The sequence below is a fragment of the Mycobacterium sp. PTI7 genome (assembly GCF_056679845.1).
Genome location: NZ_CM155252.1, coordinates 1,730,653 through 1,753,552 on the forward strand (window position 1 = coordinate 1,730,653; position 22,900 = coordinate 1,753,552).

Here is a 22,900-nt window from a genome sequence, read left to right on the forward strand (position 1 = left end):
TCCCACCGGACGACGGGCCCGTCTGGCATGCTGAGCGCATGACGGAACCGCAGTTCGGTGGTCGCGAAGACTGGTCCGCGTCGACGCCGCCCACCCCGCCGCCACCCGGCTATCAGGACCAGTCCGGATACCCGCAGCAGCCGGGTTACCCGCAGCAGCCGGGTTACCCGCCGCCGCCCGGCTACCAGCCGCAGCCCGGCCAGCCGCCGCAATACCCGCCGCCCGCGCCCGGCGGCGGCTACTACGACCCGTCGGCGCCCTTCGGCCGGCATCCGCTGACCGGTGAGCCGTACTCGGAGAAGTCGAAGCTCGTCGCCGGACTGCTCCAGCTGGTGGGCCTGGTCGGCGTCCTGGGCATCGGCCGCTTCTACCTCGGCGACACGAAGATGGGCGTCATCCAGCTCGTCGTCGGACTCGTCACGTGCGGCATCGCCGCGGTCATCTGGGGCATCATCGACGCGGTCCTCATCCTGACCGACAAGGTCCGAGATCCCGAGGGCCGCCCGCTCCGCGATGGCACCTAGCGCGACGTCGCGCCGTCCTGCCATCGCGATCGGCACCGGCGCACTGGTCGCCGGCAGCCTCGCCTACATCGGGCTGGCCGATCCGCACCGCCCGGGTTTCCTCTTCCCCCCGTGCCCGTTCCGTGCGCTGACCGGGTGGAACTGTCCCGGCTGCGGCGGGCTCCGCATGACCCACGATCTGCTCCACGGCGACCTCGGCGCCGCGGTCACCGACAACGCGTTCGCCCTCGTCGGCGTGCCGTTGCTCGTCCTCTGGCTGGTGGTCCGGTGGCGCCGTGGACTGCGGCTGATGCCGGTCCCCGCGATCGTCGTCATCGCACTCGCCGCGGTCGCGTGGACGGTCCTGCGCAACTGGCCCGGATTCCCGCTGGTCCCGACGTTCGCCGAAGGGTGGACCTGAGGGTCCGCTGTTAGACTCGGCTACGGGCCGGTGCAGTCCCGGACGAACTTTTTCCGGACTGCGGAGGTACACCTCGATGCTGTTCTCGGCTCTGCCCGTTGCCCAGGGTCTGTACGACCCCGACCACGAATCCGATTCGTGCGGCGTCGCCATGGTCACCGACATCAAGGGACGCCGATCCCACGGCATCGTGGCCGACGGACTGCTGGCCCTCGAGCACCTCGACCACCGCGGTGCCGCCGGCGCGGAGACCAACAGCGGCGACGGCGCGGGCATCCTGATGCAACTCCCGGTCGACCTGCTGCGCGAGGTCGTCGACTTCGACCTCCCCGCACCCGACGCCGACGGGAGGAGCACCTTCGCGGCCGGAGTCTGCTTCCTCCCCATGGACGCCGACGACAGGGCCGCGGCGATGCGGCGCGTGGAGGGGATCGCCGAGGACGAGGGCCTCGTCACGCTCGGCTGGCGGCCGATGCCCGTGGATCCCGACGGCGCCGACCTGGGTGAGACGGCCCGCGGCTGCATGCCCTTCATGGCGCAGTACTTCGTCACCGCTCCCGAGGTCGACGGAATGCGTCCGGGCGGAATCGATCTCGATCGACGGGTCTACCCGCTGCGCAAGCGCGCCGGCCACGTGCCGAGCGACGACGAGGCTCGCACCGGCGTCTACTTCACCGGCCTGTCGAGTCGCACGATGACCTACAAGGGCATGCTCACCACGAAGCAACTGCCGCTGTTCTTCACCGACCTCCGCGACGAGCGGTGTACGAGTGCCATCGCGATCGTGCACAGCCGCTTCTCCACCAACACCTTTCCGTCCTGGCCGCTGGCGCACCCGTTCCGGTTCGTCGCCCACAACGGCGAGATCAACACGGTGCGCGGCAACCGCAACCGGATGCACGCCCGCGAGGCGATGCTCGAGAGCCCGCTGCTGCCCGGCGATCTGGGCCGGCTGTCGCCGATCTGCACCCCCGACGCATCGGACTCCGCGTCGCTGGACCAGGTGCTCGAGCTGCTGCACCTCGGGGGTCGTAGCCTGCCGCACGCGGTGATGATGATGATCCCGGAGGCGTGGGAGAACAACACGACGATGGACCCGGCGCGCAAGGCGTTCTGCCAGTTCAACGCGTCGATCATGGAGCCTTGGGACGGACCGGCGTGCGTCACCTTCACCGACGGCACGCTCGTCGGGGCGGTGCTGGACCGCAACGGATTACGGCCGGGCCGGTGGTGGCGCACCATCGACGACCGGGTGATCCTCGCCAGCGAGAGCGGCGTGCTGCCCATCTCCTCGGCCGAGGTGGTCGCGAAGGGCCGGCTCGAGCCCAACACCATGTTCCTGGTCGACACCGCGGCGGGCCGGATCATCGGCGACGACGAGGTCAAGGCCGAGATGGCCGCCGCCCACCCGTACGACGAATGGCTCGACGCGGGTCTGCTGGACGTGGCGACCCTGCCCGACCGGGGCCGCATGCAGCCGGACCACGACTCGGTGGTGCGGCGTCAGATCGCGTTCGGCTACAGCGAGGAGGATCTGCGGATCCTGCTGACCCCCATGGCCGCATCGGGTGGCGAACCGCTCGGATCGATGGGCACCGACACCCCGGCCGCGGTGCTCTCGCAGCGGTCCCGCCAGCTCTACGACTACTTCGTCGAGATGTTCGCCCAGGTCACCAATCCGCCGCTGGACGCGATCCGCGAGGAGATCGTGACGTCGATGGCCCGCGTGATGGGTCCGGAGCACAACCTGCTGATGCCGACGCCGGCGTCCTGCCGGCAGATCCTGCTGCGGTGGCCGGTCCTCGACAACGACGAGATCAGCCGCATCGTCCACATCAACGACGACGGCGAGCACCCCGGCCTGCGGACCACCGTGCTGCGGGCGCTGTACGACGTCGAGCGTGGCGGCGAGGGTCTGGCCGAGGCCATCGAGGATCTCCGCACCCGTGCGTCCGAGGCGATCGCCAATGGCGCACGGACGCTGGTCATCTCCGACCGCGACTCCGATCACACCCGGGCGCCGATCCCGTCGCTGCTGGCGGTGTCGTCCGTGCACCACCACCTGGTGCGCACCAAGGAGCGCACCACCGTGGCGCTGGTGGTCGAGAGCGGCGACGCCCGCGAGGTGCACCACATCGCGCTGCTCATCGGCTTCGGCGCCGCGGCGGTCAACCCCTATCTGGCGTTCGAGTCCATCGAGGACCTGATCCGCGAGGGCGAACTCACCGGCGTCGAGACGACGACGGCGGTACGCAACTACCTCAAGGCGCTCGGCAAGGGCGTGATGAAGGTGATGAGCAAGATGGGCATCTCCACCGTCGCGTCCTACACCGCCGCACAGGCCTTCGAGGTCATCGGACTCGACCGTGCCGTCATCGACGAGTACTTCACGGGGACGCCGGGCCGCCTCGGCGGCGTGGGACTCGACGTCGTCGCGGAAGAGGTCAAGCTGCGGCACCGCCGCGCGTACCCGGAGAACCCCACCGAACGCGTGCACCGGCGCCTCGAGGTGGGCGGCGAATACGCCTTCCGCCGCGAGGGCGAACTGCACCTGTTCACCCCGGAAACCGTGTTCCTGCTCCAGCACTCGACCCGCACCGGTCGCGACGAGGTCTTCGCGCAGTACACCGACGAGGTGGACCGGTTGTCCCGCGAGGGCGGCACCCTGCGCGGGCTCTTCGAACTCAAGACGGGCCGCCGGGCACCCGTGCCACTCGACGAGGTCGAGTCGGTGGAGTCGATCTGCACCCGGTTCAACACCGGCGCCATGAGCTACGGGTCCATCTCGGCCGAGGCGCACGAGACGATGGCCATCGCGATGAACCAGATCGGCGGCCGCTCGAACTCGGGTGAGGGCGGTGAGGACGTCGACCGGCTCTACGACCCGAGGCGCCGCAGCGCGGTGAAGCAGGTGGCCTCCGGCCGGTTCGGCGTCACCAGCGACTACCTGGTCAACGCCACCGACATTCAGATCAAGATGGCCCAGGGCGCCAAACCCGGTGAGGGTGGCCAACTCCCGGGCTACAAGGTGTACCCGAACATCGCCAAGACGCGGCACTCGACGCCGGGCGTCGGGCTCATCTCCCCGCCGCCGCACCACGACATCTACTCGATCGAGGATCTGGCGCAGCTGATCCACGACCTGAAGAACGCCAACGACCAGGCGCGCATCCACGTGAAGCTGGTCAGCTCGGTGGGCGTCGGCACCGTCGCGACCGGCGTCTCCAAGGCGCACGCCGACGTCGTCCTCATCTCGGGGTGGGACGGCGGCACCGGCGCGGCGCCGTTGACGTCGCTCAAGCACGCCGGGCTGCCCTGGGAGATCGGCCTGGCCGACGCGCAGCAGACGCTGATGCTCAACGGGTTGCGCGATCGCATCACCGTGCAGGCCGACGGCGGCATGCGCACCGCACGCGACGTGATCGTGGCGGCCCTGCTGGGCGCCGAGGAGTTCGGCTTCTCCACCGCGCCGCTGGTGGTCGCCGGCTGCATCATGATGCGGGTGTGCCACCTCGACACGTGTCCGGTCGGGGTGGCGACGCAGAACCCCGAGCTGCGCGCCCGGTTCAACGGCAAGCCGGAGTTCATCGTGAACTTCTTCCGGTTCATCGCCGAGGACGTGCGCCGGTACCTGGCGGAACTGGGCTTCCGCAGCATCGACGAGGCCGTCGGCCAGGCGGACGTGCTCGACACCGCCGTCGGCGTCGCGCACTGGAAGAGCAAGGGACTCGACCTGAGCCCGATCTTCGCGATGCCGACCAATGCCCACGGCGGAGAGACCCCGCGCCGCAAGACGACCGACCAGTACCACGCCCTCGACCAGGCGCTCGACCGGACGCTCATCGCGCTCGCCGAGGGTGCCCTCGAGGACGCCCATCCGGTCCGGCTCGACCTCCCGGTGCGCAACGTCAACCGCACCGTGGGCACCATGCTCGGCGCGGAGGTGACGCGTCGCTACGGCGCACAGGGGTTGCCGGCCGACACCATCCACGTGCGGCTCACCGGGTCCGCGGGACAGTCGGTGGGCGCGTTCCTCCCGCCGGGCATCATGATCGAGTTGATCGGCGACGCGAACGACTACGTGGGCAAGGGGCTCTCGGGCGGGCACGTGGTGGTGCGACCACCCGACGACGTCCTGTTCATCCCCGAGGAGAACGTGATCGCCGGCAACACGCTGCTCTACGGCGCCACGTCCGGTGAGGTGTACCTGCGCGGCCGGGTGGGGGAACGGTTCTGCGCGCGCAACTCCGGGGCCATCGCGGTGGCCGAGGGCGTCGGCGACCACGCCTGCGAGTACATGACCGGCGGCCGGGTGGTGGTGCTCGGCCGGACGGGACGCAACGTCGCGGCGGGCATGTCGGGCGGCATCGCCTACGTGCTGGGCCTGAACCCGGCGAACGTCAACCCGGCGATGGTGGAACTGCAGCGCCCCGAGTCCGAGGACCTGGAGTGGCTGCGCGAGATCGTCACGGCGCACTCCCATCTCACCGGCAGCACCGTGGCGAGGTCGCTGCTGTCGGACTGGCCGCGGCGTAGCGCCCAGTTCACCAAGATCATGCCCACCGACTACCAGCGCGTGCTGCAGGCGACCCGGATGGCCAAGGCCGAGGGTCGCGACGTGGACGCGGCGATCATGGAGGCGACCCGTGGCTGACCCCACCGGATTCCTGAAGGTGCCCAAGGTCGAGGCGGCCAAGCGCCCCGTCGACGAGCGGGTCGGCGACTGGCGGGAGGTGTACGAGCGCCAGGATCCGGTGCAGCGTGCCGCCGAGGTGTCCGATCAGGCCCGACGGTGCATGGACTGCGGTATCCCGTTCTGCCACTCGGGAAGTGCGGGCTGTCCGCTGGGCAACCTGATCCCGGAGTGGAACGACCTGGTGCGCCGCGGCCGGTGGGACGCGGCGAGCGACCGGCTGCACGCCACGAACAACTTCCCGGAGTTCACCGGTCGGCTGTGCCCGGCACCGTGCGAGGCGGCGTGCGTGCTGTCGATCTCCGACGAGACCACCGGCGGCGCGGTCACCATCAAGCGCATCGAGAACACGATCGCCGACCACGCGTGGCAGCTCGGCATCGTGGAGCCGCAGCCCGCGGCGATCTCGACGGGTAGGAGCGTCGCCGTCGTCGGATCGGGTCCCGCGGGACTGGCTGCGGCACAACAGCTCACGCGGGCCGGCCACCACGTCACGGTCTACGAGCGCGACAACCGGATCGGTGGCCTGATGCGCTACGGCATCCCGGAGTACAAGCTGGAGAAGTCGACGCTCAACCAGCGCCTGGCGCAGATGCGGGCCGAGGGCACGCGGTTCGTCACCGACTGCGAGGTCGGCGTCGACCTGAGCGTCGAGGCCCTGCGCGCCCAGCACGACGCGGTGGTGCTGGCGGTCGGGGCGCTGCGCGCGCGGGACAACGGCGTCGAGGGCAGGCAGCTCGAGGGCGTGCACCTCGCGATGGAGCACCTGGTGCCCGCCAACCGCGAGTGCGAGGGCGACGGCAGGTCGCCGCTCTCGGCGGAGGGCCGGCACGTGGTGATCATCGGCGGCGGCGACACGGGCGCGGACTGCCTCGGCACCGCGCACCGGCAGGGCGCGGCCTCGGTGACGCAGCTCGACTACAACCCCGAGCCGCCCGAGCAACGCGACCAGGCGAGTTCGCCGTGGCCCACCTGGCCGATGGTGCTGAGCACGCGGCTGTCCCCGGCGCACGCCGAGGGCGGCGCGCGCCGCTACGAGGTGGCCGTGCAGCGGTTCATCGGCGACGACCGGGGTCACGTGCGGGCGTTGGAGATCGCCGAGGTGCGGGTCGAGCGCGACGCCGACGGACGCCGCGTCATCACCGCGGTCGGCGATCCGATCGAAATCCCGTGCGATCTCGCGCTGTTGGCGATCGGCTTCGAGGGGGTCGAGCACATGCGGCTGCTGGACGACCTGAACCTGCGGTTGAACGGACGCGGTGCGTTGCCGTGCGGTTCGGACTGGCAGACCGACGCGCCGGGCGTGTTCGTCTGCGGGGACGCGCACCGCGGCGCCTCGCTGATCGTGTGGGCCATCGCGGAGGGCCGCAGCGCCGCGCACGCGGTCGACGTGTTCCTGATGGGCGAGTCGGATCTTCCCGCGCCGGTCAGGCCGGGTGCGCTACCTCTTGCGGCAGTGTGACGCCGTCCTCTGAACTCGTCATCTGAATCGATCAACGAGTAAGCTCGCCAGACGTGACTAGACGCGGAAAGATCGTCTGTACCCTCGGCCCGGCGACCGGCAGCGACGAGATGCTGAAGGCGCTCGTCGAGGCGGGCATGGACGTCGCCAGACTCAACTTCAGCCACGGCGACCACGCCGACCACAAGTTGAACTACGAGCGTGTCCGGCACGCGTCGGACGCGACGGGACGCGCGGTGGGCATCCTCGCCGACCTGCAGGGCCCCAAGATCCGGCTGGGCCGGTTCGCCACCGGTGCCACCCTGTGGGTGGCCGGCGAGACGGTCCGGATCACCGTCGACGACTTCATGGGCACGCACGACCGCGTGTCCACCACGTACAAGAACCTCGCGATCGATGCATCGCCGGGTGACCGGCTCCTCATCGACGACGGCAACGTCGGCTGCGTCGTCGAGCACATCGACGGCAACGACGTCGTCTGCACCGTCACCGAGGGCGGCCGAGTCAGCAACAACAAGGGCCTGTCCCTGCCCGGCATGAACGTGTCCGTCCCCGCGATGTCGGAGAAGGACATCGCCGACCTCGAGTTCGCCCTGGAACTCGGCGTCGACCTGGTGGCGCTGTCGTTCGTGCGGTCGCCGGCGGACATCGAACTCGTCCACGAGGTGATGGACCGCGTGGGCCGCCGGGTCCCGGTGATCGCCAAGCTGGAGAAGCCGGAGGCCATCGCCGACCTCGAGGCCGTCGTGCTGGCCTTCGACGCGATCATGGTCGCGCGCGGTGACCTCGGCGTCGAGCTGCCGCTCGAAGAGGTGCCGCTGGTGCAGAAGCGGGCGATCCAGATGGCCCGCGAGAACGCGAAGCCGGTGATCGTCGCGACGCAGATGCTCGAATCGATGATCGAGCACTCCCGCCCGACGCGCGCCGAGGCGTCCGACGTCGCGAACGCGGTGCTCGACGGCGCGGACGCGGTAATGCTGTCGGGGGAGACCTCGGTCGGCAAGTACCCGCTGGAGGCGGTCCGGACCATGGCGCGGATCGTCAGCGCCGTCGAGGAGAATTCGACCGCGGCCCCGCCGCTGACCCACGTACCCCGCACCAAGCGCGGCGTCATCTCCTACGCCGCCCGCGACATCGGGGAGCGTCTGGATGCCAAGGCGCTGGTGGCGTTCACCCAGTCCGGCGACACCGTCAAGCGGCTGGCCCGGCTGCACACGCCGCTGCCGCTGCTCGCGTTCACGCCGCTGCCCGAGGTGCGCAGCCAGCTCGCGCTGACGTGGGGCACCGAGACGTTCATCGTGCCGCACATGCAGACCACGGACGGCATGATCAGGCAGGTCGACGAGTCGCTGCTGTCGCTCGGCCGCTACAAGCGCGGCGACCTGGTGGTCATCGTCGCGGGTGCGCCTCCCGGCACAGTAGGCTCGACCAACCTGATCCACGTGCACCGGATCGGCGAGGACGACCACGCCTGATCGCCGGACCCACGGCGCATCGGACCCGACGAACATGACGAGGAGGTTCGGGTGACCGGCGCTCGTACGGCGGGCAGGCACCCGGACTTCGGTGAACTGCTCCGCGTCCTCGACCTGACCCGCGTCGGGGACGACGCGTTCACCGGCGCCCACCCGAGCAAGAACCCGATCCGGACCTTCGGCGGTCAGATGATGGCGCAGGCCTTCGTCGCCGCGAGCCGGACGGTGGGGGCGTCGCTGCCGCCGAGCGCGTTGTCGATGCACTTCATCGCCGGCGGCGACACCACCCGGGACCTCGAGTTCACGGTGGTCCGACTGCGCGACGAGCGCCGCTTCGCCAACCGCCGTGTCGACGTGACGCAGGACGGCGTCCTGCTCGGGTGCGCGCTGGTGTCGCACCTGGCCGGGGGGCGCGGCCTCGAGCACGACGTCGAGGTGCCGGTCGTCGAGCCGCCGCACGACCTGCCGAACATCGACGAGGTGTTGCGCGGCTACGAGCAGACCGTGCCGCACTTCGCGGAGGCGTTGCGCCCCATCGAGTGGCGCTACACCAACGATCCGGCGTGGGTCATGCGCGACAAGGGGCAGCGGCTCGCCCACAACCGCGTGTGGATGACCGCCCAGGGGGAGATGCCCGACGATCCGGTGCTGCACGCCGCGGCGCTGGTGTACTCCTCGGACACGACCGTGCTCGACTCGATCATCACCACCCACGGCCTGTCGTGGGGGTTCGATCGGATCTTCGCGGTGACGATGAACCACTCGGTGTGGTTCCACCGCCCGATCCGCTTCGACGAGTGGGTGCTCTACTCCACGACGTCGCCGGTGGCCGCCGAATCACGCGGCCTGGGGACCGGGCACTTCTTCGACGAGTCCGGACGCGTGCTGGCGACCGTGGTGCAGGAAGGCATCGTCAAGCACTTCCCGGGACGCTAGCGCGACGGCGTGGACGGCGCGGTGCTGAACTGGCCGTCGACGCGCTCGGTGAGCTGGTCGATGCACCGGTCGAGTGCCTGCTGATCGTCGCCGGCCTGCTGGACGCAGTCCAGGTAGTCGGTGCCGCCGACCTCCTCGAACACCCCGGCCCACACCGCGAGGAACGCGGCGGACACCACGATCGCCAACGCGCCCAACGCGATTCCGGCGATGGCCACCCCGCCGTTGTTCGCCTCGCCGCGCGTGACGCGGCCCCGCGCGATCAGGCCCACGATCACCGCGGCCGCACCGAGCAGGATGCCGCCGACGACCGACCAGAACGCGAGCAGCGCGACGATGCCGAGGACGAGCGCGGTGATGCCGAGACCGTTGCGCGGCGCCTGCGGCGGCGGTGCGCCGTAGCCGTAGCCGTATCCGGGTGGCCCGTACGGGTAGGGACCGTATCCCGGGGGCGGCTGCTGAAAGGGCTGCTGCGGGAACGGTTGTTGCTGCGGCGGCTGCTGTCCTTCGGGCCCAGCTGGCGGTGGATACCCGCCCGGATATCCGGTCATGCCTGCCGAGGGTACCCGCCGGCGTCGACCCGCACGACGGGACAGTCGAGGTCGTCGGGCAGGTGGTGGGTGGCGACGACGACGGTGCGCGTGGCGTCGAACATCGCGCCCGGCGTCAGCATCTCGGCGAGCAGCCGCGCGCCGTCGGCGGCGTCGAGGTGCTCGGTGGGTTCGTCGAGCAGGACCACGGGGAAGTCCGAGATCAGTGCCCGGGCGAGCAGGAGCCGTCTGCGCTGTCCGGCGGAGACGGCGGCTGCTCCGCCGGTGAGGATGGCGCCGAGGCCGTCGGGGAGTCCGTCGAGCCACGCATCCAGTCCGACGGTGCGGAGCGCGTCGGTCAGGTCCCGATCGGTCGCGTCGCCGCGGGCGACCAGGAGGTTGTCGCGAACGGTGGTCTCGAAGAGGTGTGCGTCCTCGGCGAAGAAGCCTGCGGTCAGGGATCGTCGGTCGCCGGCGATCGCCATCAGCAGCGTGGTCTTGCCGCTGCCGCTGGGCCCGACCACGGCGAGGCGGTGCCCGGGCAGGAGTACCGGAGGGTCGGCGGCCGGGCGGGGGCGGACCACGGCGGGGGCGGTCAGCCCGGCGAGTCGTCGGAGCGCGACGCGGGCCCGCACCAGCTGGACGCCGGCGCCGGGCAGAGCGGTGGTGGCCTCGAACGCCGACAGCGGCAGCAGCATCAGGATCGCCGCGGTGGTGGGCGACAGCGTCGACGACAGGGTGATGGCCGCGACGACGGCGCCGAGGACGCTGACGCCGACGGCGAGGGTCGGCATCGCCACGGCGGTGGCCGCCGGGCGTGCGGCACGGTCGGCGGCCGCACCCCAGGCCCGTTGTCGGCGTGCGGTTTCGGCGACGACGTCGGCCAGGCGGCCCGCGACGAGCAGTTCGCCCGCGTGGTCGAGGGCCGCCATCGCGGCGGTGTCCCGTGACGACCGTTCGGCGGCGGCGTGGGTCTCCTCGGCGGTCGCGGCCCTGGCCGCCGCCCAGGGCGCCACGACCCCCGCGACGAGGAGGCCCGCGAGCAGGACGGCGCCGGCGGCGGGCGAGATGACCGCGACGGCGATCACCGCTGCCGTCGACAGGATGGCGGCCACCGCCATCGGGAGCACGGAACGGACCAGGACGTCGGCGAGTTCGTCGACCGATCCGCCGAGGCGGGACACCAGTTCGCCACCGTGCCAGCGCATCACGGTCTCGGTCGGCGCGTGCGCGAGTGCGAGGTAGGTCTCGGTGCGGGCGTGTCCGGCGGCGCGCAGCGCGGTGTCGTGGGTGGCCAGGCGCTCGCAGTAGCCGAGCAGGCCGCGCGAGATGCCCAGTGCGCGCACGGCGACCACCGCGACGGTCAGGTCGAGGATGGGGGGCATCTCCCAGGCCCGGGCGATCAGCCACGCCGCGACGCCGGCGAGTGCGAGCGCACTGCCGAGCGACAGCACGCCGAGGGCGATCGCCGCGGCGAGACGGGGCAGCCGGGGGCGCAGCAGCGCGACGGCCGCGGTGGTGTCGGCGGCGAGGGTGTCGGTGCCGACGGTGTCAGCGGACAAGGCTCGCACCTCCGACGGTGATGACGCGGTCGCCGATCGACGTCACCTCGGCGCGGTGTCCGACGACGACGACGGTGGCGCCCTCGCGGGCGCGGCCGGCGATGGCCCGAAGCACGCGTCGCTCGAGGTCGTCGTCGAGGTGTGCGGTCGGTTCTTCGAGGAGCAGGATCGGCGCGGGGGAGCCGAGGGCGCGGGCCAGCCCGAGCCGTTGGCGTTGCCCGAGGGACAACCCGACGCCGTCGCGGCCGATCTCGGTGTCGAGACCGTCGGGCAGGCCGGCGACCACGTCGTCGAAACCCGCTGCGCGGCAGGCGCCGTCGAGGTCGGGCAGGGTGCCGAACAGGTCGAGGTTGGCGCGGACGGTGCCCGGGATCAGCACCGGACGCTGCGCCAGCCAGGAGATCTGTGCCCACCACTGCGTGCGGTCGAGGGTGGCGACGTCGCGTCCGTCGACGAGTACCCGGCCCTGCGACGGCGGGGTGAGGCCGAGGACGGTCTGCAGCACGGTGCTCTTGCCCGCCCCGTTGGGACCGGTGAGCACGGTGACGGCGCCGGGTGCGAGCGTCGCCGACAGTCGGTCGGGTGCGGGGCCGTCCCGTCCGTCGACGGTGACGGTGTCGAGTTCGATGGTGGCGCCGCGGGCGTCGACCGTGCCCGTGGCTGCCGGCGGGTCGGCGATGCCGTCGAGGAGGGCGGCGGCGCGGTCGGCGGCGGTCTTCCCGTCCTGGGCGGCGTGGTATTCGACGCCGACGCGGCGGAGCGGCCAGAACACCTCGGGCGCCAGCAGGAGCGCGGTCAGCGCATGGGCGAGCGGGATCTCGCCGAACACCAGGCGCAGGCCCACCGACACCGCGACCAGGGCCACGCCGAGCGTGGCGAGCAGTTCCAGCACCAGAGACGACAGGAAGGCGATGCGCAGCGTCGCCATCGCCGAGCGGCGATGCGCTGCAGCGAGTTCGGCGATGCGTGGCGCGGCGCCGTCGGCGCGACCGAGCGCGCGCAGCGTCGGGATGCCCGCGACGAGGTCGAGCAACCGGGCCTGCAGCGTGCCCATCGCCTGCAGCGAGGCCGCCGAGCGGTCCCTGGTGACCAGCCCGATCAGCACCATGAACAGGGGGATGAGCGGCAGCGCGATCAGCACCACCACGGCCGACCCGAGGTCGTAGTAGGCGATGGTGACCAGGGCTGCGGGCGTGACGATCCCGGCGAGGACGACGGCGGGCAGGTAGCGGGTGTAGTAGGGCCGTAGTCCGTCGACCCCACGCGTGACGAGCAGCGCCGCGTCGTCGCGCAGGACGGCAAGGTGTCGCGGCGGGAGCGCGGTGACGGTGGTCAGGATGCGCTCGTTCGTCTCGGCGATGGCCGACGTCGCGCCGCGCTGCCCGAGTCTGGCCTGCGCCCACTGCGCGGCGGCGCGCACCGACCACAGGGCGGCGAGCGCCGCGAGCGCAGGCGCCCAGTGGCCGAGCGTGCGGGTGCCCGGGTCGCCGATGACGCCCGCCACGACGTGGGCGAGCAGGACCGCACCGGCGATGGAGGCGCCCGCGAGCACCACGCCGCAGCACACCGAGGCGGCGAGGTGCCGTCGCGCGGGCGTGGACGCGCTCGCGGGGATCATGACGGGCGCCGCGACAGACCGGTCGGGTCGGGGATCCGGTCGGCCGAGATGCGTTGGCGGAACACCCAGTACGTCCACGCCTGGTACCCGACGACCAGCGGCGTGACGATCAGTGCGGCCCAGGACATGATCCGCAGCGTGTACGGCGAGGACGAGGCGTTGTCCACCGTGAGGCTCCACGCCGGGTTCAGGGTCGACGGGATCACGTCGGGGTACAGCGACCCGAAGAGCAGGACGACGAGCGCGGCCACCACGATCGTGGTGCACGCGAACGACCAGCCGTCGCCACCGCGGCTCCACACCAGCATCACCGCCGTCAGCTGGGCGACGGCCGCGACGCCGAGCACCAGCCACGTCCAACTGTTGCCGTGTGCCAGCTCGGTCCACAGGCCGAAGCAGGCGACGGCGCCGGTCACCGGGAGGGCGAGCCGCGCGGCGAACGCCGTCGCCTCGTCGCGGACCGCGCCGGAGGTCTTGAGCCGGATGAACACCGCGCCGTGGAAGGCGAACAGTCCGGCGGTGGTGAGGCCGCCGAGCAGCGTGTAGCCGGTGACGAGATCGGTGATGCCGAGGCGGATCTGGGCGTCGGCGTCCACGGGAAGGCCCTGCACGATCGCAGCGAAGGCCACCCCCCACAGCACCGCGGGAACCCACGAGCCGACCGCGATCGCGGTGTCGGCCGTCGACCGCCAGCGCGGGTCGTCGATCTTGCCGCGCCACTCGATGGCGCAGACGCGCACGATCATCGCGACCAGGATCGCGAGCAGCGGCAGGTACAGCCCGGAGAACAGGGTGGCGTACATCGCGGGGAACGCCGCGAACATCGCGCCGCCCGCGGTGATCAGCCAGACCTCGTTGCCGTCCCACACCGGTCCGATGGTGTTGAGCACCGCACGCTGGTGGCGCTCCCGTTCGGGACCGGCGTCGCCGCCGAAGAACCGCATCAGCATCCCGACGCCGAAGTCGAAGCCCTCGAGCACGAAGAAGCCGAGGAACAGCGCGGCGAGTGCGATGAACCAGTAGTCCTGAAGTTGCATGACGGTGCTCCTCGGTGCGCGAACGACTCAGTACGCGAATGACAGGGGTGCGATCACGTCGTCACCCGGAGGGGTCGGCGGCGCGGGCTCGGAGTCGTGCTCCAGGGGACCTTCGACGACGTAGCGGCGCAGCAGCCAGAACCAGATGACCGCCAGGACCGCGTAGACGGCGGTGAACACCACCAGGGAGGTGAGGACCAGGCCCACCCCGTGGGTGGACACGCCCTCCGCCACGGTGAGCCGGAGGTCGGGATCGCCGGTCGGGTTGGGCACCACCACCCACGGCTGGCGGCCCATCTCGGTGAACACCCAGCCGGCGCTGTTGGCGAGGAACGGCGTGGGCAGGGTCAGCAGCGCGAACCTCGACAACCAGCGCTGGTCGGGGATGCGGCCGCCCCGGGTGAGCCACAGCGTGGTGAGGGCGAACAGCGCGGGTACGGCGAGCAGGCCGATCATCGCCCGGAAGGACCAGTAGGTCACGAACAGGTTCGGGCGGTAATCGCCCGGACCGTACTGCGCCTCGTACCGCTGCTGCAGGTCGTTGACGCCCTCGAGGGTGACGCCCTCGAACTGCCCCTGCGCGAGGAACGGCAGCACGTAGGGCACCTCGATCACGTGGGTGACGCTGTCGCAGTTGTTGTGGGTGCCCACGGTCAGGATGGAGAAGTCGGGGTCGGTCGCGGTGTGACACAGCGACTCCGCGGACGCCATCTTCATGGGCTGCTGCTCGAACATCAGCTTGCCCTGCACGTCGCCGGTGTAGGCGAGCGCGCCCGCGGAGACGAGTGCGACGAGGCAGCCGAGGATGGCGGCAGGCCGGTACATCGTGCGCGACTCGGTGGTGTCGCGGGCGCGCACCAGCCACCAGGCGCAGACCGCGGCCACGAAGGTGCCTGCGGTGAGGAAGGCGCCGGCCACCGCGTGCGAGAACGCGGACACCGCGGTGTTGTTCGTGAACAGCGCGACGATGCTGGTCAGCTCGGCGCGACCGTTGTCGGGGTTGACCCTGGCGCCGACCGGGTGCTGCATCCAGGAGTTCGCGGCGATGATGAAGAACGCCGAGGCGTTCACCGCGATCGCGACGATCCAAATGCACGCGAGGTGGACCAGCCGGTGCAGCCGGGTCCACCCGAAGATCCACAGCCCGATGAACGTCGACTCGAAGAAGAAGGCGACGAGGCCCTCCATGGCCAGCGGTGCGCCGAAGACGTCCCCGACGAAGCGGGAGTACTCACTCCAGTTCATGCCGAACTGGAACTCCTGGACGATGCCCGTCGCGACGCCGAGGGCGAAGTTGATCAGGAACAGCTTGCCGAAGAACCGGGTCAACCGGTACCAGGCGGTGTTGCCGGTGACCACCCAGGCGGTCTGCATCACCGCGATGAGCGGTGCCAGCCCGATGGTCAGCGGGACGAAGATGAAGTGGTACACGGTGGTGATGCCGAACTGCCACCGTGACACGTCGAGGGCGTCCATGTTCACCTCTTCCGGGCTCCGTTGCCCTATCTACGACACATCGTAGTAGGCAGCGGGCGCCGGGCCCGGAAACGTGACGCAGTGAACGTCAGGCGGTGGTGGGGACGCTCGGCGGCACGGCGTTCGTGGTCTTGCGGATGCCGATCGCGGCCACGATCTCCATGATGCCGAGGAAGATCAGCGAGATGCCGACGGCCAGCGCCAGGGTCGCCATCGACTCGAAGGGCGAGGCGAGCACCACGACGCCCGCGACCAGGCTGATGACGCCGACGAAGACGTTCCAGCCGCGGCCGGGCAGCGTCGGGTCGCTGATCGCCGACACCGTGGTCGCGACGCCACGGAAGATGAAGCCCACCGCGATCCAGATCGCCAGCAGCAGCACGGCGTCGTACAGGTGGCGGAACGCCAGGACGGCGAGGATCAGCGATGCCGCGCCACTGATGAACAGCAGTACCCGCCCGCCCGCCGCGACGTGCAGGCTGAACGCGAAGATCACCTGTTCGATGCCCGTGATCAACAGGTAGGCGCCGAAGAAGATGGCCGCGACCGTGATCGAGATGTCGGGCCAGGCCACCACCGCGACACCGAGGGCGAGTGCCAGCACGCCCGACACGAGCACCGATTTCCACAGGTGGGGCAACAGACTCGGAGTCGAGGGCAGGGCCGAATGCGCCGTCATGCCCGCAGTGTCGCACAGGCCTCGCGGCCGAGCGTGCTTTCCTCTCAGGCCACGCCGGTCGTGGTCGATAACGCCTCGGTCGGCGCCGCTGGGTCGTTAATGTTCGATTACCGGCCATGCGCGGACGGTGCATGGCCGTTAACCTCCTCCGCTGGAGGGAACCCCGATACGGCTCGACGTAGAAAGATGAGGCAACTCGTGTCACGTGGAAAGATGTGGCGTCTGGCAGCGGTCTTCGCCGCCACCGGCGCTCTGGCCGTTTCCGGCTGTTCGTCGAGCACCGAGAGTTCAGCACCATCGACCAGTCCCGCAGCGGCGCCCAACGCCAGCAAGGTCGACGACATCGCCAACACCGTGCCCGAGGACATCAAGTCGTCGGGCAAGCTGATCGTCGGCGTCAACATCCCCTACAAGCCCAACGAGTTCAAGGACGAGTCCGGCAAGATCGTCGGCTTCGACGTCGACCTGATGAACGCGATCGCCGGAACCTTGGGACTCACCCCGGAGTATCGCGAGGCGGACTTCGCCAAGATCATCCCGTCCATCCAGGGCGACAGCTTCAACGTCGGCATGTCCTCGTTCACCGACACCAAGGAACGGGAGCAGACGGTCGACTTCGTCACCTACTTCTCCGCGGGCACTCAGTGGGCGCAAAAGGTCGGGGCGGGTATCAACCCCACCGACGCGTGCGGGAAGAAGGTCGCGGTCCAGGCGACCACCTACCAGGACACCGACGAGCTGCCGGCCAAGAGCAAGGCGTGCACCGATGCGGGTAAGCCTGCTATCGAAATCGTGAAGTTCGATAGTCAGGACGCCGCTACCAACGCGGTAGTGCTCGGCCAGACCGACGCCATGTCGGCGGACTCGCCGGTGACGTCGAATGCAATCAAGGAAACCAAGGGCAAGCTCGAAGCCGCCGGTGAAATCTTCGATGCTGCCCCCTATGGCTGGCCCGTCAAGAAGGGCTCGCCGCTGGCGCAGTCGCTGCAGAAGGCGCTCGAGCACCTCATCGAGAGCGGTGACTACAAGACCATCGCGACCAACTGGGGCGTCGAGAACGGCATGATCGACAAGCCCGTCATCAACGGCGCGGTCAGCTGACCCACCCGATGAGTGTCGACGCCCCGCCGCCACCCAGTGATCCAGCCGCCATCGACGCCGTTCCGCTACGGCATCCGTGGCGGTGGGTGTCGGCGGGCGTCATCGTCATCCTGGTCGCGCTGTTCCTGTACGGCGCGGCCACCAATCCCGCGTACGGCTGGAAGACCTACGGCGAGTACCTCTTCAACGATCGCATCATGCTGGGGGTCTTCAACACCCTGCAGCTGACCGTCTACTCGATGGTGATCGCGGTGGTGCTCGGCGTGCTGCTGTCGGTCATGCGGCTGTCGAACAACCCGGTCTTCCGCTCGGTGTCGTGGGTGTACCTCTGGATCTTCCGCGGCACCCCGGTGTACGTGCAGCTGGCGTTCTGGGGTCTGGTCCCGGTCATCTACTCCAAGCTCCAAGTCGGCGTTCCGTTCGGGCCGACGTTCTTCACCCTCGACCTGCAGTCGCTGTCCATCCCGTTCCTGCTGGCGATGCTGGGTCTGGCACTCAACGAGTCCGCCTACATGGCCGAGATCATCCGTGCCGGAATCAGTTCGGTGCCCGAGGGCCAACTCGAGGCGTCGACGGCGCTCGGCATGTCGTGGGGGCTGGCGATGCGTCGCACGGTCCTGCCGCAGGCGATGCGGGTGATCATCCCGCCGACGGGCAACGAGGTCATCAGCATGCTGAAGACCACGTCACTGGTCACCGCCGTGCCGTACGCGTTCGACGTCTACAGCATCGCGACCCGCGAGATCGCCGCGCGCATCTTCGATCCCGTGCCGCTGCTGCTGGTGGCGTCCACGTGGTACCTGGTGGTGACGAGCGTCCTCATGGTCGGTCAGTACTACCTGGAGAAGTACTACGCACGCGGTTCGTCGCGGAAGCTGACCACCAAACAGCTCGAGGCGCTGGCGAAGGCGCAGATGGGGGAGCCGCACCCGTGACGACCATGGTCAAGGCCGAGCAGGTCTGCAAGAGCTTCGGCGCACTGCAGGTACTCAAGGGCGTCACGCTGGAGGTGCAGCGGGGCCAGGTGATGTGCATCGTCGGCCCGTCGGGCTCCGGCAAGTCCACGTTCCTGCGCTGCATCAACCACCTCGAGCAGGTCAACGCCGGTCGGCTCTACGTCGACGGCGACCTCATCGGATACCGCGAGCGTGGCGGCAAGCTGCACGAGATCAGCCCGAAGGACGCCGCCAAGCAACGACGTGACATCGGGATGGTGTTCCAGCACTTCAACCTCTTCCCGCACCGCACGGCGCTGGACAACATCGCCGAGGCGCCGATGCAGGTGAAGGGCGTCAAGCGCGAGGCCGCAGTGAAGAAGGCCCGCGAACTGCTCGACCGGGTCGGGCTGTCGCCGAAGGCGGAGGCCTACCCGGCGCAGCTCTCCGGCGGGCAGCAGCAGCGGGTGGCCATCGCGCGGGCCCTGGCCATGGAACCCAAGCTGATGCTGTTCGACGAGCCCACCTCCGCGCTCGATCCCGAACTGGTCGGCGAGGTACTGGCCGTCATGAAACAGCTTGCCGGAGAGGGCATGACGATGCTGGTCGTGACCCACGAGATGGGCTTCGCCCGCGAGGTCGCCGACGAGCTGGTCTTCATGGACGGCGGCGTGATCGTCGAGAGCGGCAATCCCCGCGAGGTGCTGGCCAACCCGAAGCACGAGCGCACCAAGGCCTTCCTGTCCAAGGTGATGTAGGCGGCGACGGTGCAGCAGGACCCGGCCACACCGCTGTGGCGGGCGGCGCAGGGCTTCCGGCTGCTGAGTTGTGGCTACGCGCTGTACTTCCAGGTCGCCGTCAACGACGACCTCGACCGGCGGGTCGCCGGCTGGGTGCTGTTCGGCGTTCTCGTCGCCTGGAGCGCGGCATGCGCCGTCGCCTACCTCCGGGGCTTCGGCCGGCGCCGGGCGTGGGTCGGCGCCGAACTGGCCGTGGTCGTCGCGCTCGTCCTGTCCACCGAACTCGTCGCCTCCGACCGGTGGGTGTTGGACAACCAGTCGTGGCCGACCACGCTGTGGGCCACCAATGCCACGATCTCGGCGGCGATCCTGCTGGGTCCGGTCGGCGGGATGGCCGCCGGACTGGTCGTCGTGGTGGCCAACGCCGTCCTCAAGGGATACGTCAGCGTCGACCTGGGGCGCAACGCCACCGTCGTCATCGAGCTGGCCGTGGGGCTCGCGGTCGGCATGGCGGCGCTGACGGCGCGGCGTGCGCACGCCGAACTGGAACGCGCGGTGCGGCTCGCGGCCGCCGTCGAGGAGCGGGAGCGCCTGTCGCGCGAGGTGCACGACGGCGCCATCCAGGTGCTCGCCCTCGTCGCGCGTCGCGGCCGCGAGATCGGCGGCAGCACGGCCGAACTCGCCGAACTGGCGGGCCAGCAGGAGAGGGCGCTGCGCCGACTGGTGAGTGCGGGCTCGCACGAGACGTCCACCGGGGGAGCGACGGTGGACGTCGCCGCGCTCCTGCGGGCTCACGAGTCGGACCGGGTGTCGCTGAGCCTGCCCGCGACCGCAGTGCCGCTGGACGCCGCGGTGGCCATCGAATTGGTTGCGGCGGTGCGCAACGCGCTCGACAACGTCGCCGCCCACGCGGGCGCCGGGGCCCGGGCCTACGTGCTGCTCGAAGACCTCGACGACGCGGTGGTGGTCAGCGTCCGCGACGACGGAGGGGGTATCGCGGACGGCCGTCTGGACCAGGCCGTGGACGAGGGCAGGATGGGCATCGCGAAGTCGATCGTCGGCAGGCTCGACTGGCTGGGCGGGACCGCACGGCTCGTCACGGCGCCCGGCGAGGGCACCGAGTGGGAGCTGACCGTGCCGAGGAGGGGTGAGGTGGATGGCGGACGCTGAACGCACGTGCACGGTGATGGTCGTCGACGACCACCCGATCTGGCGCGATGCGGTGGCCCGCGACCTCGAGGAGCAGGGCTTCGACGTGATCGCGACCGCGGACGGTGTCGAGTCGGCCCGTCGGCGCGCGGGGGTCACGAGACCCGACGTCGTCGTGATGGACATGCGCCTGGGCGACGGCACCGGCACGCAGGCGACGACGGCCGTGCTCGAGGTGTCCCCGGACACCCGGGTTCTGGTGCTGTCCGCCTCCGACGAGCGCGACGACGTGCTCGAGGCCGTGAAGGCCGGCGCCACCGGGTATCTCGTCAAGAGTGCGTCGAAGACCGAACTGGCACGGGCGGTTCGGTCGACGGCCGAGGGGCGCGCGGTGTTCACGCCGGGCCTGGCCGGCCTGGTGCTGGGGGAGTACCGGCGGATGGCACGCACGCCGGACGCCGGTCCGTCGACGCCGAGCCTCACCGACCGCGAGACCGAGGTGCTGCGCTACGTCGCCAAGGGCCTCACCGCGCGCCAGATCGCCGAGCGACTGTCGCTGAGTCACCGGACGGTCGAGAACCACGTGCAGGCGACGTTCCGGAAGCTGCAGGTCGCGAACAGGGTCGAATTGGCCCGCTACGCCATCGAACACGGCCTCGACGAATGAGCCGCTTCGGGTAGTACTACTCATCCGCCGTCCTGCCGTGAACTGCCAGCATGGCGTCATGACCGAACCCGAGCAGGCCATCATCGGCAGACTGTCCTCCGATTTCGCCGTGCTGGCGAGCTACCTGGCGCGGGCATCGTCGGACCTGCGCGAGCTGTCCCGCATCGTCGCGGAGCGGTCCGCCGCCCCCACCGCCGCCCCGCGTGCCGAACCCGTTCCGGCCCCCTGGCCCGCCGTGCCGGCGCACGTTGCGCCCGCCCCGCCCTTGCCGCCCCGGCCGGCGGTGCCGCCGGTTCCGCGGGCACCCATGGCCGCCGCCGTGCGGTCCGAGGGGTGGGTCGGCAAGGCGCTCGCCGTCGCGGGCGTCGCGGTGACACTCATCGGCGTCGCGCTGCTGGTGGTGCTCGCCGCGCAGGCCGGCATCCTCGCGCCGGGCGTCCGGGTGGCAGCCGGCGCGGTGCTGTCCGCCGCACTCGTCGGCGCCGGGTGGGCGCTGCACCGCCGCCCCGGCGGACGGGTGGGCGCGATCGCGCTCGCGTCGACGGGCATCGCCGCGGCCTACCTCGACGTCATCGCGGTCACGACGATCTACGAATGGTTAGCCGCCGCAGCAGGATTGGTGATCGCGTCGGTGGTGGCCGGTGCCGGTCTGACGTTGGCCCGCCGGTGGGACTCCGAGCACCTCGGGCTGCTGGTGCTGGTCCCACTGATCGGTCTGGCGCCCGCCGTGGTCGGCGGCATCACGCTGCTCGTCGTGGGCTTCATGCTCGCGCTGTCGGCCGCGGCGCTGCCGATCCAGCTCGGCAGGGACTGGTTGGCCCTGCACGCCGCCCGCGTCGCCGCCGCGACCATCCCGCTGCTCGTCGTCCTGGTGGCCGTCGATCCGGCGCCGGGGCGCGCGGCCTGGATCGCCGGCGCCTGCGCGATCGCTGCGGTCCTGGCGTTCCTCGGTGCGCTGCTCCTGCTTCCGAGTTCCACTCATCCCCGCGGCGTGGCACTGCTCGCCGCGGCGGGGTCGCTTCCCGTGCTCGGGCTGGCCACGACGGCCGGGCGCGTGACGTCCGCGGTACTGGCCGGCGCCCTGTCGGCGGTGGTCCTCGGTCTGGTGCTGCTCGGCGACGGGTTGCCCGGCGTGACGGCGCCGGTTCGCCGGATCTGGGCCGCACTGTCGGCCGGCGCGGCACTCGTCGCAGTCGTGGTGGCCTTTGACGGCCCGGTCGCGGCGCCGGTGCTGTTCACCATGGCCCTCGCCGTCGCGGTCGCCGGCCGGTCGAGTGTGGTCGCGCGGCTGTCGGCGAGCGCGTTCACCGCCGTCGCCGCCCTCTACTACCTCGACACCGCGCCGCTGGGGACGCTCGTCACCCCGACCGCACTACCGGTGCCGCACGCCGTGTCCACTCTGATCAGCAGCCTGCTCGCCGTCGGGTGCGCGGTCGTGATCTCGTCGTCGTGGGTGGCCCGCGGTGGCCTCGACGCCGACGTCAGCCGCATCTTCTGGGCGATGTCCGGACTCGGCGCCCTCTATGCCGTCACCATGTTCACGGTCACGGCCGGCGTTCTCGTCGGCGGCGGCGACGAGGGCTTCTTCGCCGGGCACGTGGCGGCCACCATCGTCTGGATCGGCGTCGCGGCAGCACTGCTCCGCCATGCGGTGCGGCTGCCACGCGCCGAACGGTCGGTCGCAGTGGGAGGCGGGATGGCCTTGGTGGCGGCGGCGATGTGCAAGCTGTTCGTCTTCGACCTCGGCACGCTCGACGGGATCTTCCGCGTGGTGGTGTTCATCGTGGTCGGGCTGGCGCTGCTCGGCATGGGCGCCGGATACGCGCGCCTGCTGTCCCAGCAGGACCACCAGGTGTGAGTGCTCTCACCCCGTGTTCGGCCATGACCACGCATCAGGTGTTCGTTGATTCCACTGA

At 70.6% G+C, this 22,900-nt stretch carries 18 protein-coding genes; 12 read left to right on the forward strand and 6 right to left on the reverse strand.

Translation table 11 applies throughout. From position 1 onward, the window contains the following. Nucleotides 1-38 precede the first annotated feature (38 nt). From AC1MEY_RS08390 to AC1MEY_RS08415, 6 genes are all read left to right on the forward strand, one after another. Complete coding sequence (locus AC1MEY_RS08390) at nucleotides 39-524, forward strand: TM2 domain-containing protein (protein ID WP_480230213.1); 486 nt, start codon at nucleotides 39-41, stop codon at nucleotides 522-524. After that, complete coding sequence (locus tag AC1MEY_RS08395) at nucleotides 514-924, forward strand: DUF2752 domain-containing protein (RefSeq protein WP_480230214.1); 411 nt, start codon at nucleotides 514-516, stop codon at nucleotides 922-924. The genes AC1MEY_RS08390 and AC1MEY_RS08395 overlap by 11 nt, the downstream gene beginning before the upstream one ends. Nucleotides 925-1,000: 76 nt before the next feature. Then, the gene (gene gltB / locus AC1MEY_RS08400; protein ID WP_480230215.1) at nucleotides 1,001-5,578 is read left to right on the forward strand and encodes a glutamate synthase large subunit; all 4,578 of its coding nucleotides are present in this window, start codon (nucleotides 1,001-1,003) and stop codon (nucleotides 5,576-5,578) included. After that, nucleotides 5,571-7,079: a glutamate synthase subunit beta gene (locus AC1MEY_RS08405; RefSeq protein WP_480230216.1), complete on the forward strand. Its 1,509-nt coding sequence runs from the start codon at nucleotides 5,571-5,573 to the stop codon at nucleotides 7,077-7,079. The genes gltB and AC1MEY_RS08405 overlap by 8 nt, the downstream gene beginning before the upstream one ends. A gap of 53 nt (nucleotides 7,080-7,132) precedes the next feature. Then, complete coding sequence (gene pyk / locus AC1MEY_RS08410) at nucleotides 7,133-8,554, forward strand: pyruvate kinase (RefSeq protein WP_480230217.1); 1,422 nt, start codon at nucleotides 7,133-7,135, stop codon at nucleotides 8,552-8,554. Nucleotides 8,555-8,605: 51 nt separating this feature from the next. After that, the gene (locus tag AC1MEY_RS08415) at nucleotides 8,606-9,490 is read left to right on the forward strand and encodes an acyl-CoA thioesterase domain-containing protein (protein ID WP_480230218.1); all 885 of its coding nucleotides are present in this window, start codon (nucleotides 8,606-8,608) and stop codon (nucleotides 9,488-9,490) included. Here AC1MEY_RS08415 and AC1MEY_RS08420 read toward each other — a convergent pair. The 6 genes from AC1MEY_RS08420 to AC1MEY_RS08445 all read right to left on the reverse strand — a co-directional run bounded on the left by AC1MEY_RS08420 (nucleotide 9,487) and on the right by AC1MEY_RS08445 (nucleotide 16,410). After that, nucleotides 9,487-10,041 (reverse strand): DUF4190 domain-containing protein, encoded by a 555-nt coding sequence (locus AC1MEY_RS08420; protein WP_480230219.1) that lies wholly within the window; start codon nucleotides 10,039-10,041, stop codon nucleotides 9,487-9,489. The genes AC1MEY_RS08415 and AC1MEY_RS08420 overlap by 4 nt on opposite strands. After that, a complete protein-coding gene (locus AC1MEY_RS08425) occupies nucleotides 10,038-11,582 on the reverse strand; it encodes an ATP-binding cassette domain-containing protein (protein ID WP_480230220.1) in 1,545 nt (514 codons plus the stop codon). Before AC1MEY_RS08425 ends, AC1MEY_RS08420 begins: the two co-directional genes overlap by 4 nt. Continuing rightward, the gene (cydD, locus tag AC1MEY_RS08430; protein ID WP_480230221.1) at nucleotides 11,572-13,200 is read right to left on the reverse strand and encodes a thiol reductant ABC exporter subunit CydD; all 1,629 of its coding nucleotides are present in this window, start codon (nucleotides 13,198-13,200) and stop codon (nucleotides 11,572-11,574) included. Before cydD ends, AC1MEY_RS08425 begins: the two co-directional genes overlap by 11 nt. Then, a complete protein-coding gene (cydB, locus tag AC1MEY_RS08435) occupies nucleotides 13,197-14,237 on the reverse strand; it encodes a cytochrome d ubiquinol oxidase subunit II (RefSeq protein WP_480230222.1) in 1,041 nt (346 codons plus the stop codon). The genes cydD and cydB overlap by 4 nt, the downstream gene beginning before the upstream one ends. A 27-nt stretch (nucleotides 14,238-14,264) precedes the next feature. Then, complete coding sequence (locus tag AC1MEY_RS08440) at nucleotides 14,265-15,713, reverse strand: cytochrome ubiquinol oxidase subunit I (protein ID WP_480230223.1); 1,449 nt, start codon at nucleotides 15,711-15,713, stop codon at nucleotides 14,265-14,267. A gap of 88 nt (nucleotides 15,714-15,801) precedes the next feature. Beyond that, nucleotides 15,802-16,410 carry an HdeD family acid-resistance protein gene (locus tag AC1MEY_RS08445; RefSeq protein ID WP_480231365.1) on the reverse strand — a complete coding sequence of 203 codons (609 nt, stop codon included), beginning with the start codon at nucleotides 16,408-16,410 and terminating at the stop codon, nucleotides 15,802-15,804. A gap of 195 nt (nucleotides 16,411-16,605) precedes the next feature. On the opposite strand from AC1MEY_RS08445, the gene AC1MEY_RS08450 reads away from it, so the two are divergent. Genes AC1MEY_RS08450 through AC1MEY_RS08475 form a run of 6 tightly spaced genes read left to right on the forward strand, consistent with a single transcriptional unit; the run spans nucleotide 16,606 to nucleotide 22,842 of the window. Beyond that, on the forward strand, nucleotides 16,606-17,493 hold the full coding sequence (locus AC1MEY_RS08450; protein WP_480230224.1) for an ABC transporter substrate-binding protein: 888 nt from the start codon (nucleotides 16,606-16,608) through the stop codon (nucleotides 17,491-17,493). Between the two features lie 8 nt (nucleotides 17,494-17,501). Beyond that, nucleotides 17,502-18,428, forward strand: a complete 927-nt coding sequence (locus AC1MEY_RS08455; protein WP_480230225.1) for an amino acid ABC transporter permease — start codon at nucleotides 17,502-17,504, stop codon at nucleotides 18,426-18,428. Between the two features lie 5 nt (nucleotides 18,429-18,433). Then, the gene (locus tag AC1MEY_RS08460; protein WP_480231366.1) at nucleotides 18,434-19,186 is read left to right on the forward strand and encodes an amino acid ABC transporter ATP-binding protein; all 753 of its coding nucleotides are present in this window, start codon (nucleotides 18,434-18,436) and stop codon (nucleotides 19,184-19,186) included. 9 nt (nucleotides 19,187-19,195) lie between these two features. After that, the gene (gene macS / locus AC1MEY_RS08465; RefSeq protein ID WP_480230226.1) at nucleotides 19,196-20,338 is read left to right on the forward strand and encodes a MacS family sensor histidine kinase; all 1,143 of its coding nucleotides are present in this window, start codon (nucleotides 19,196-19,198) and stop codon (nucleotides 20,336-20,338) included. Next, entirely contained in the window at nucleotides 20,325-20,984 is a 660-nt protein-coding gene (locus tag AC1MEY_RS08470) for a response regulator (RefSeq protein ID WP_480230227.1), read from the forward strand. Before macS ends, AC1MEY_RS08470 begins: the two co-directional genes overlap by 14 nt. 58 nt (nucleotides 20,985-21,042) lie before the next feature. Further along, complete coding sequence (locus AC1MEY_RS08475; RefSeq protein ID WP_480230228.1) at nucleotides 21,043-22,842, forward strand: DUF2339 domain-containing protein; 1,800 nt, start codon at nucleotides 21,043-21,045, stop codon at nucleotides 22,840-22,842. Nucleotides 22,843-22,900 lie beyond the last annotated feature (58 nt).

Bases quoted from the DNA above. Each gene is read 5' to 3' on its own strand.
- AC1MEY_RS08390 (WP_480230213.1), top strand. From the start codon at position 39: ATGACGGAACCGCAGTTCGGTGGTCGCGAAGACTGGTCCGCGTCGACG.
- AC1MEY_RS08395 (WP_480230214.1), top strand. From the start codon at position 514: ATGGCACCTAGCGCGACGTCGCGCCGTCCTGCCATCGCGATCGGCACC.
- gltB (WP_480230215.1), top strand. From the start codon at position 1,001: ATGCTGTTCTCGGCTCTGCCCGTTGCCCAGGGTCTGTACGACCCCGAC.
- AC1MEY_RS08420 (WP_480230219.1), bottom strand. From the start codon at position 10,041: ATGACCGGATATCCGGGCGGGTATCCACCGCCAGCTGGGCCCGAAGGA.
- cydD (WP_480230221.1), bottom strand. From the start codon at position 13,200: ATGATCCCCGCGAGCGCGTCCACGCCCGCGCGACGGCACCTCGCCGCC.
- cydB (WP_480230222.1), bottom strand. From the start codon at position 14,237: ATGCAACTTCAGGACTACTGGTTCATCGCACTCGCCGCGCTGTTCCTC.
- AC1MEY_RS08440 (WP_480230223.1), bottom strand. From the start codon at position 15,713: ATGGACGCCCTCGACGTGTCACGGTGGCAGTTCGGCATCACCACCGTG.
- AC1MEY_RS08450 (WP_480230224.1), top strand. From the start codon at position 16,606: ATGTGGCGTCTGGCAGCGGTCTTCGCCGCCACCGGCGCTCTGGCCGTT.
- AC1MEY_RS08455 (WP_480230225.1), top strand. From the start codon at position 17,502: ATGAGTGTCGACGCCCCGCCGCCACCCAGTGATCCAGCCGCCATCGAC.
- AC1MEY_RS08460 (WP_480231366.1), top strand. From the start codon at position 18,434: ATGGTCAAGGCCGAGCAGGTCTGCAAGAGCTTCGGCGCACTGCAGGTA.
- AC1MEY_RS08470 (WP_480230227.1), top strand. From the start codon at position 20,325: ATGGCGGACGCTGAACGCACGTGCACGGTGATGGTCGTCGACGACCAC.
- AC1MEY_RS08475 (WP_480230228.1), top strand. From the start codon at position 21,043: ATGACCGAACCCGAGCAGGCCATCATCGGCAGACTGTCCTCCGATTTC.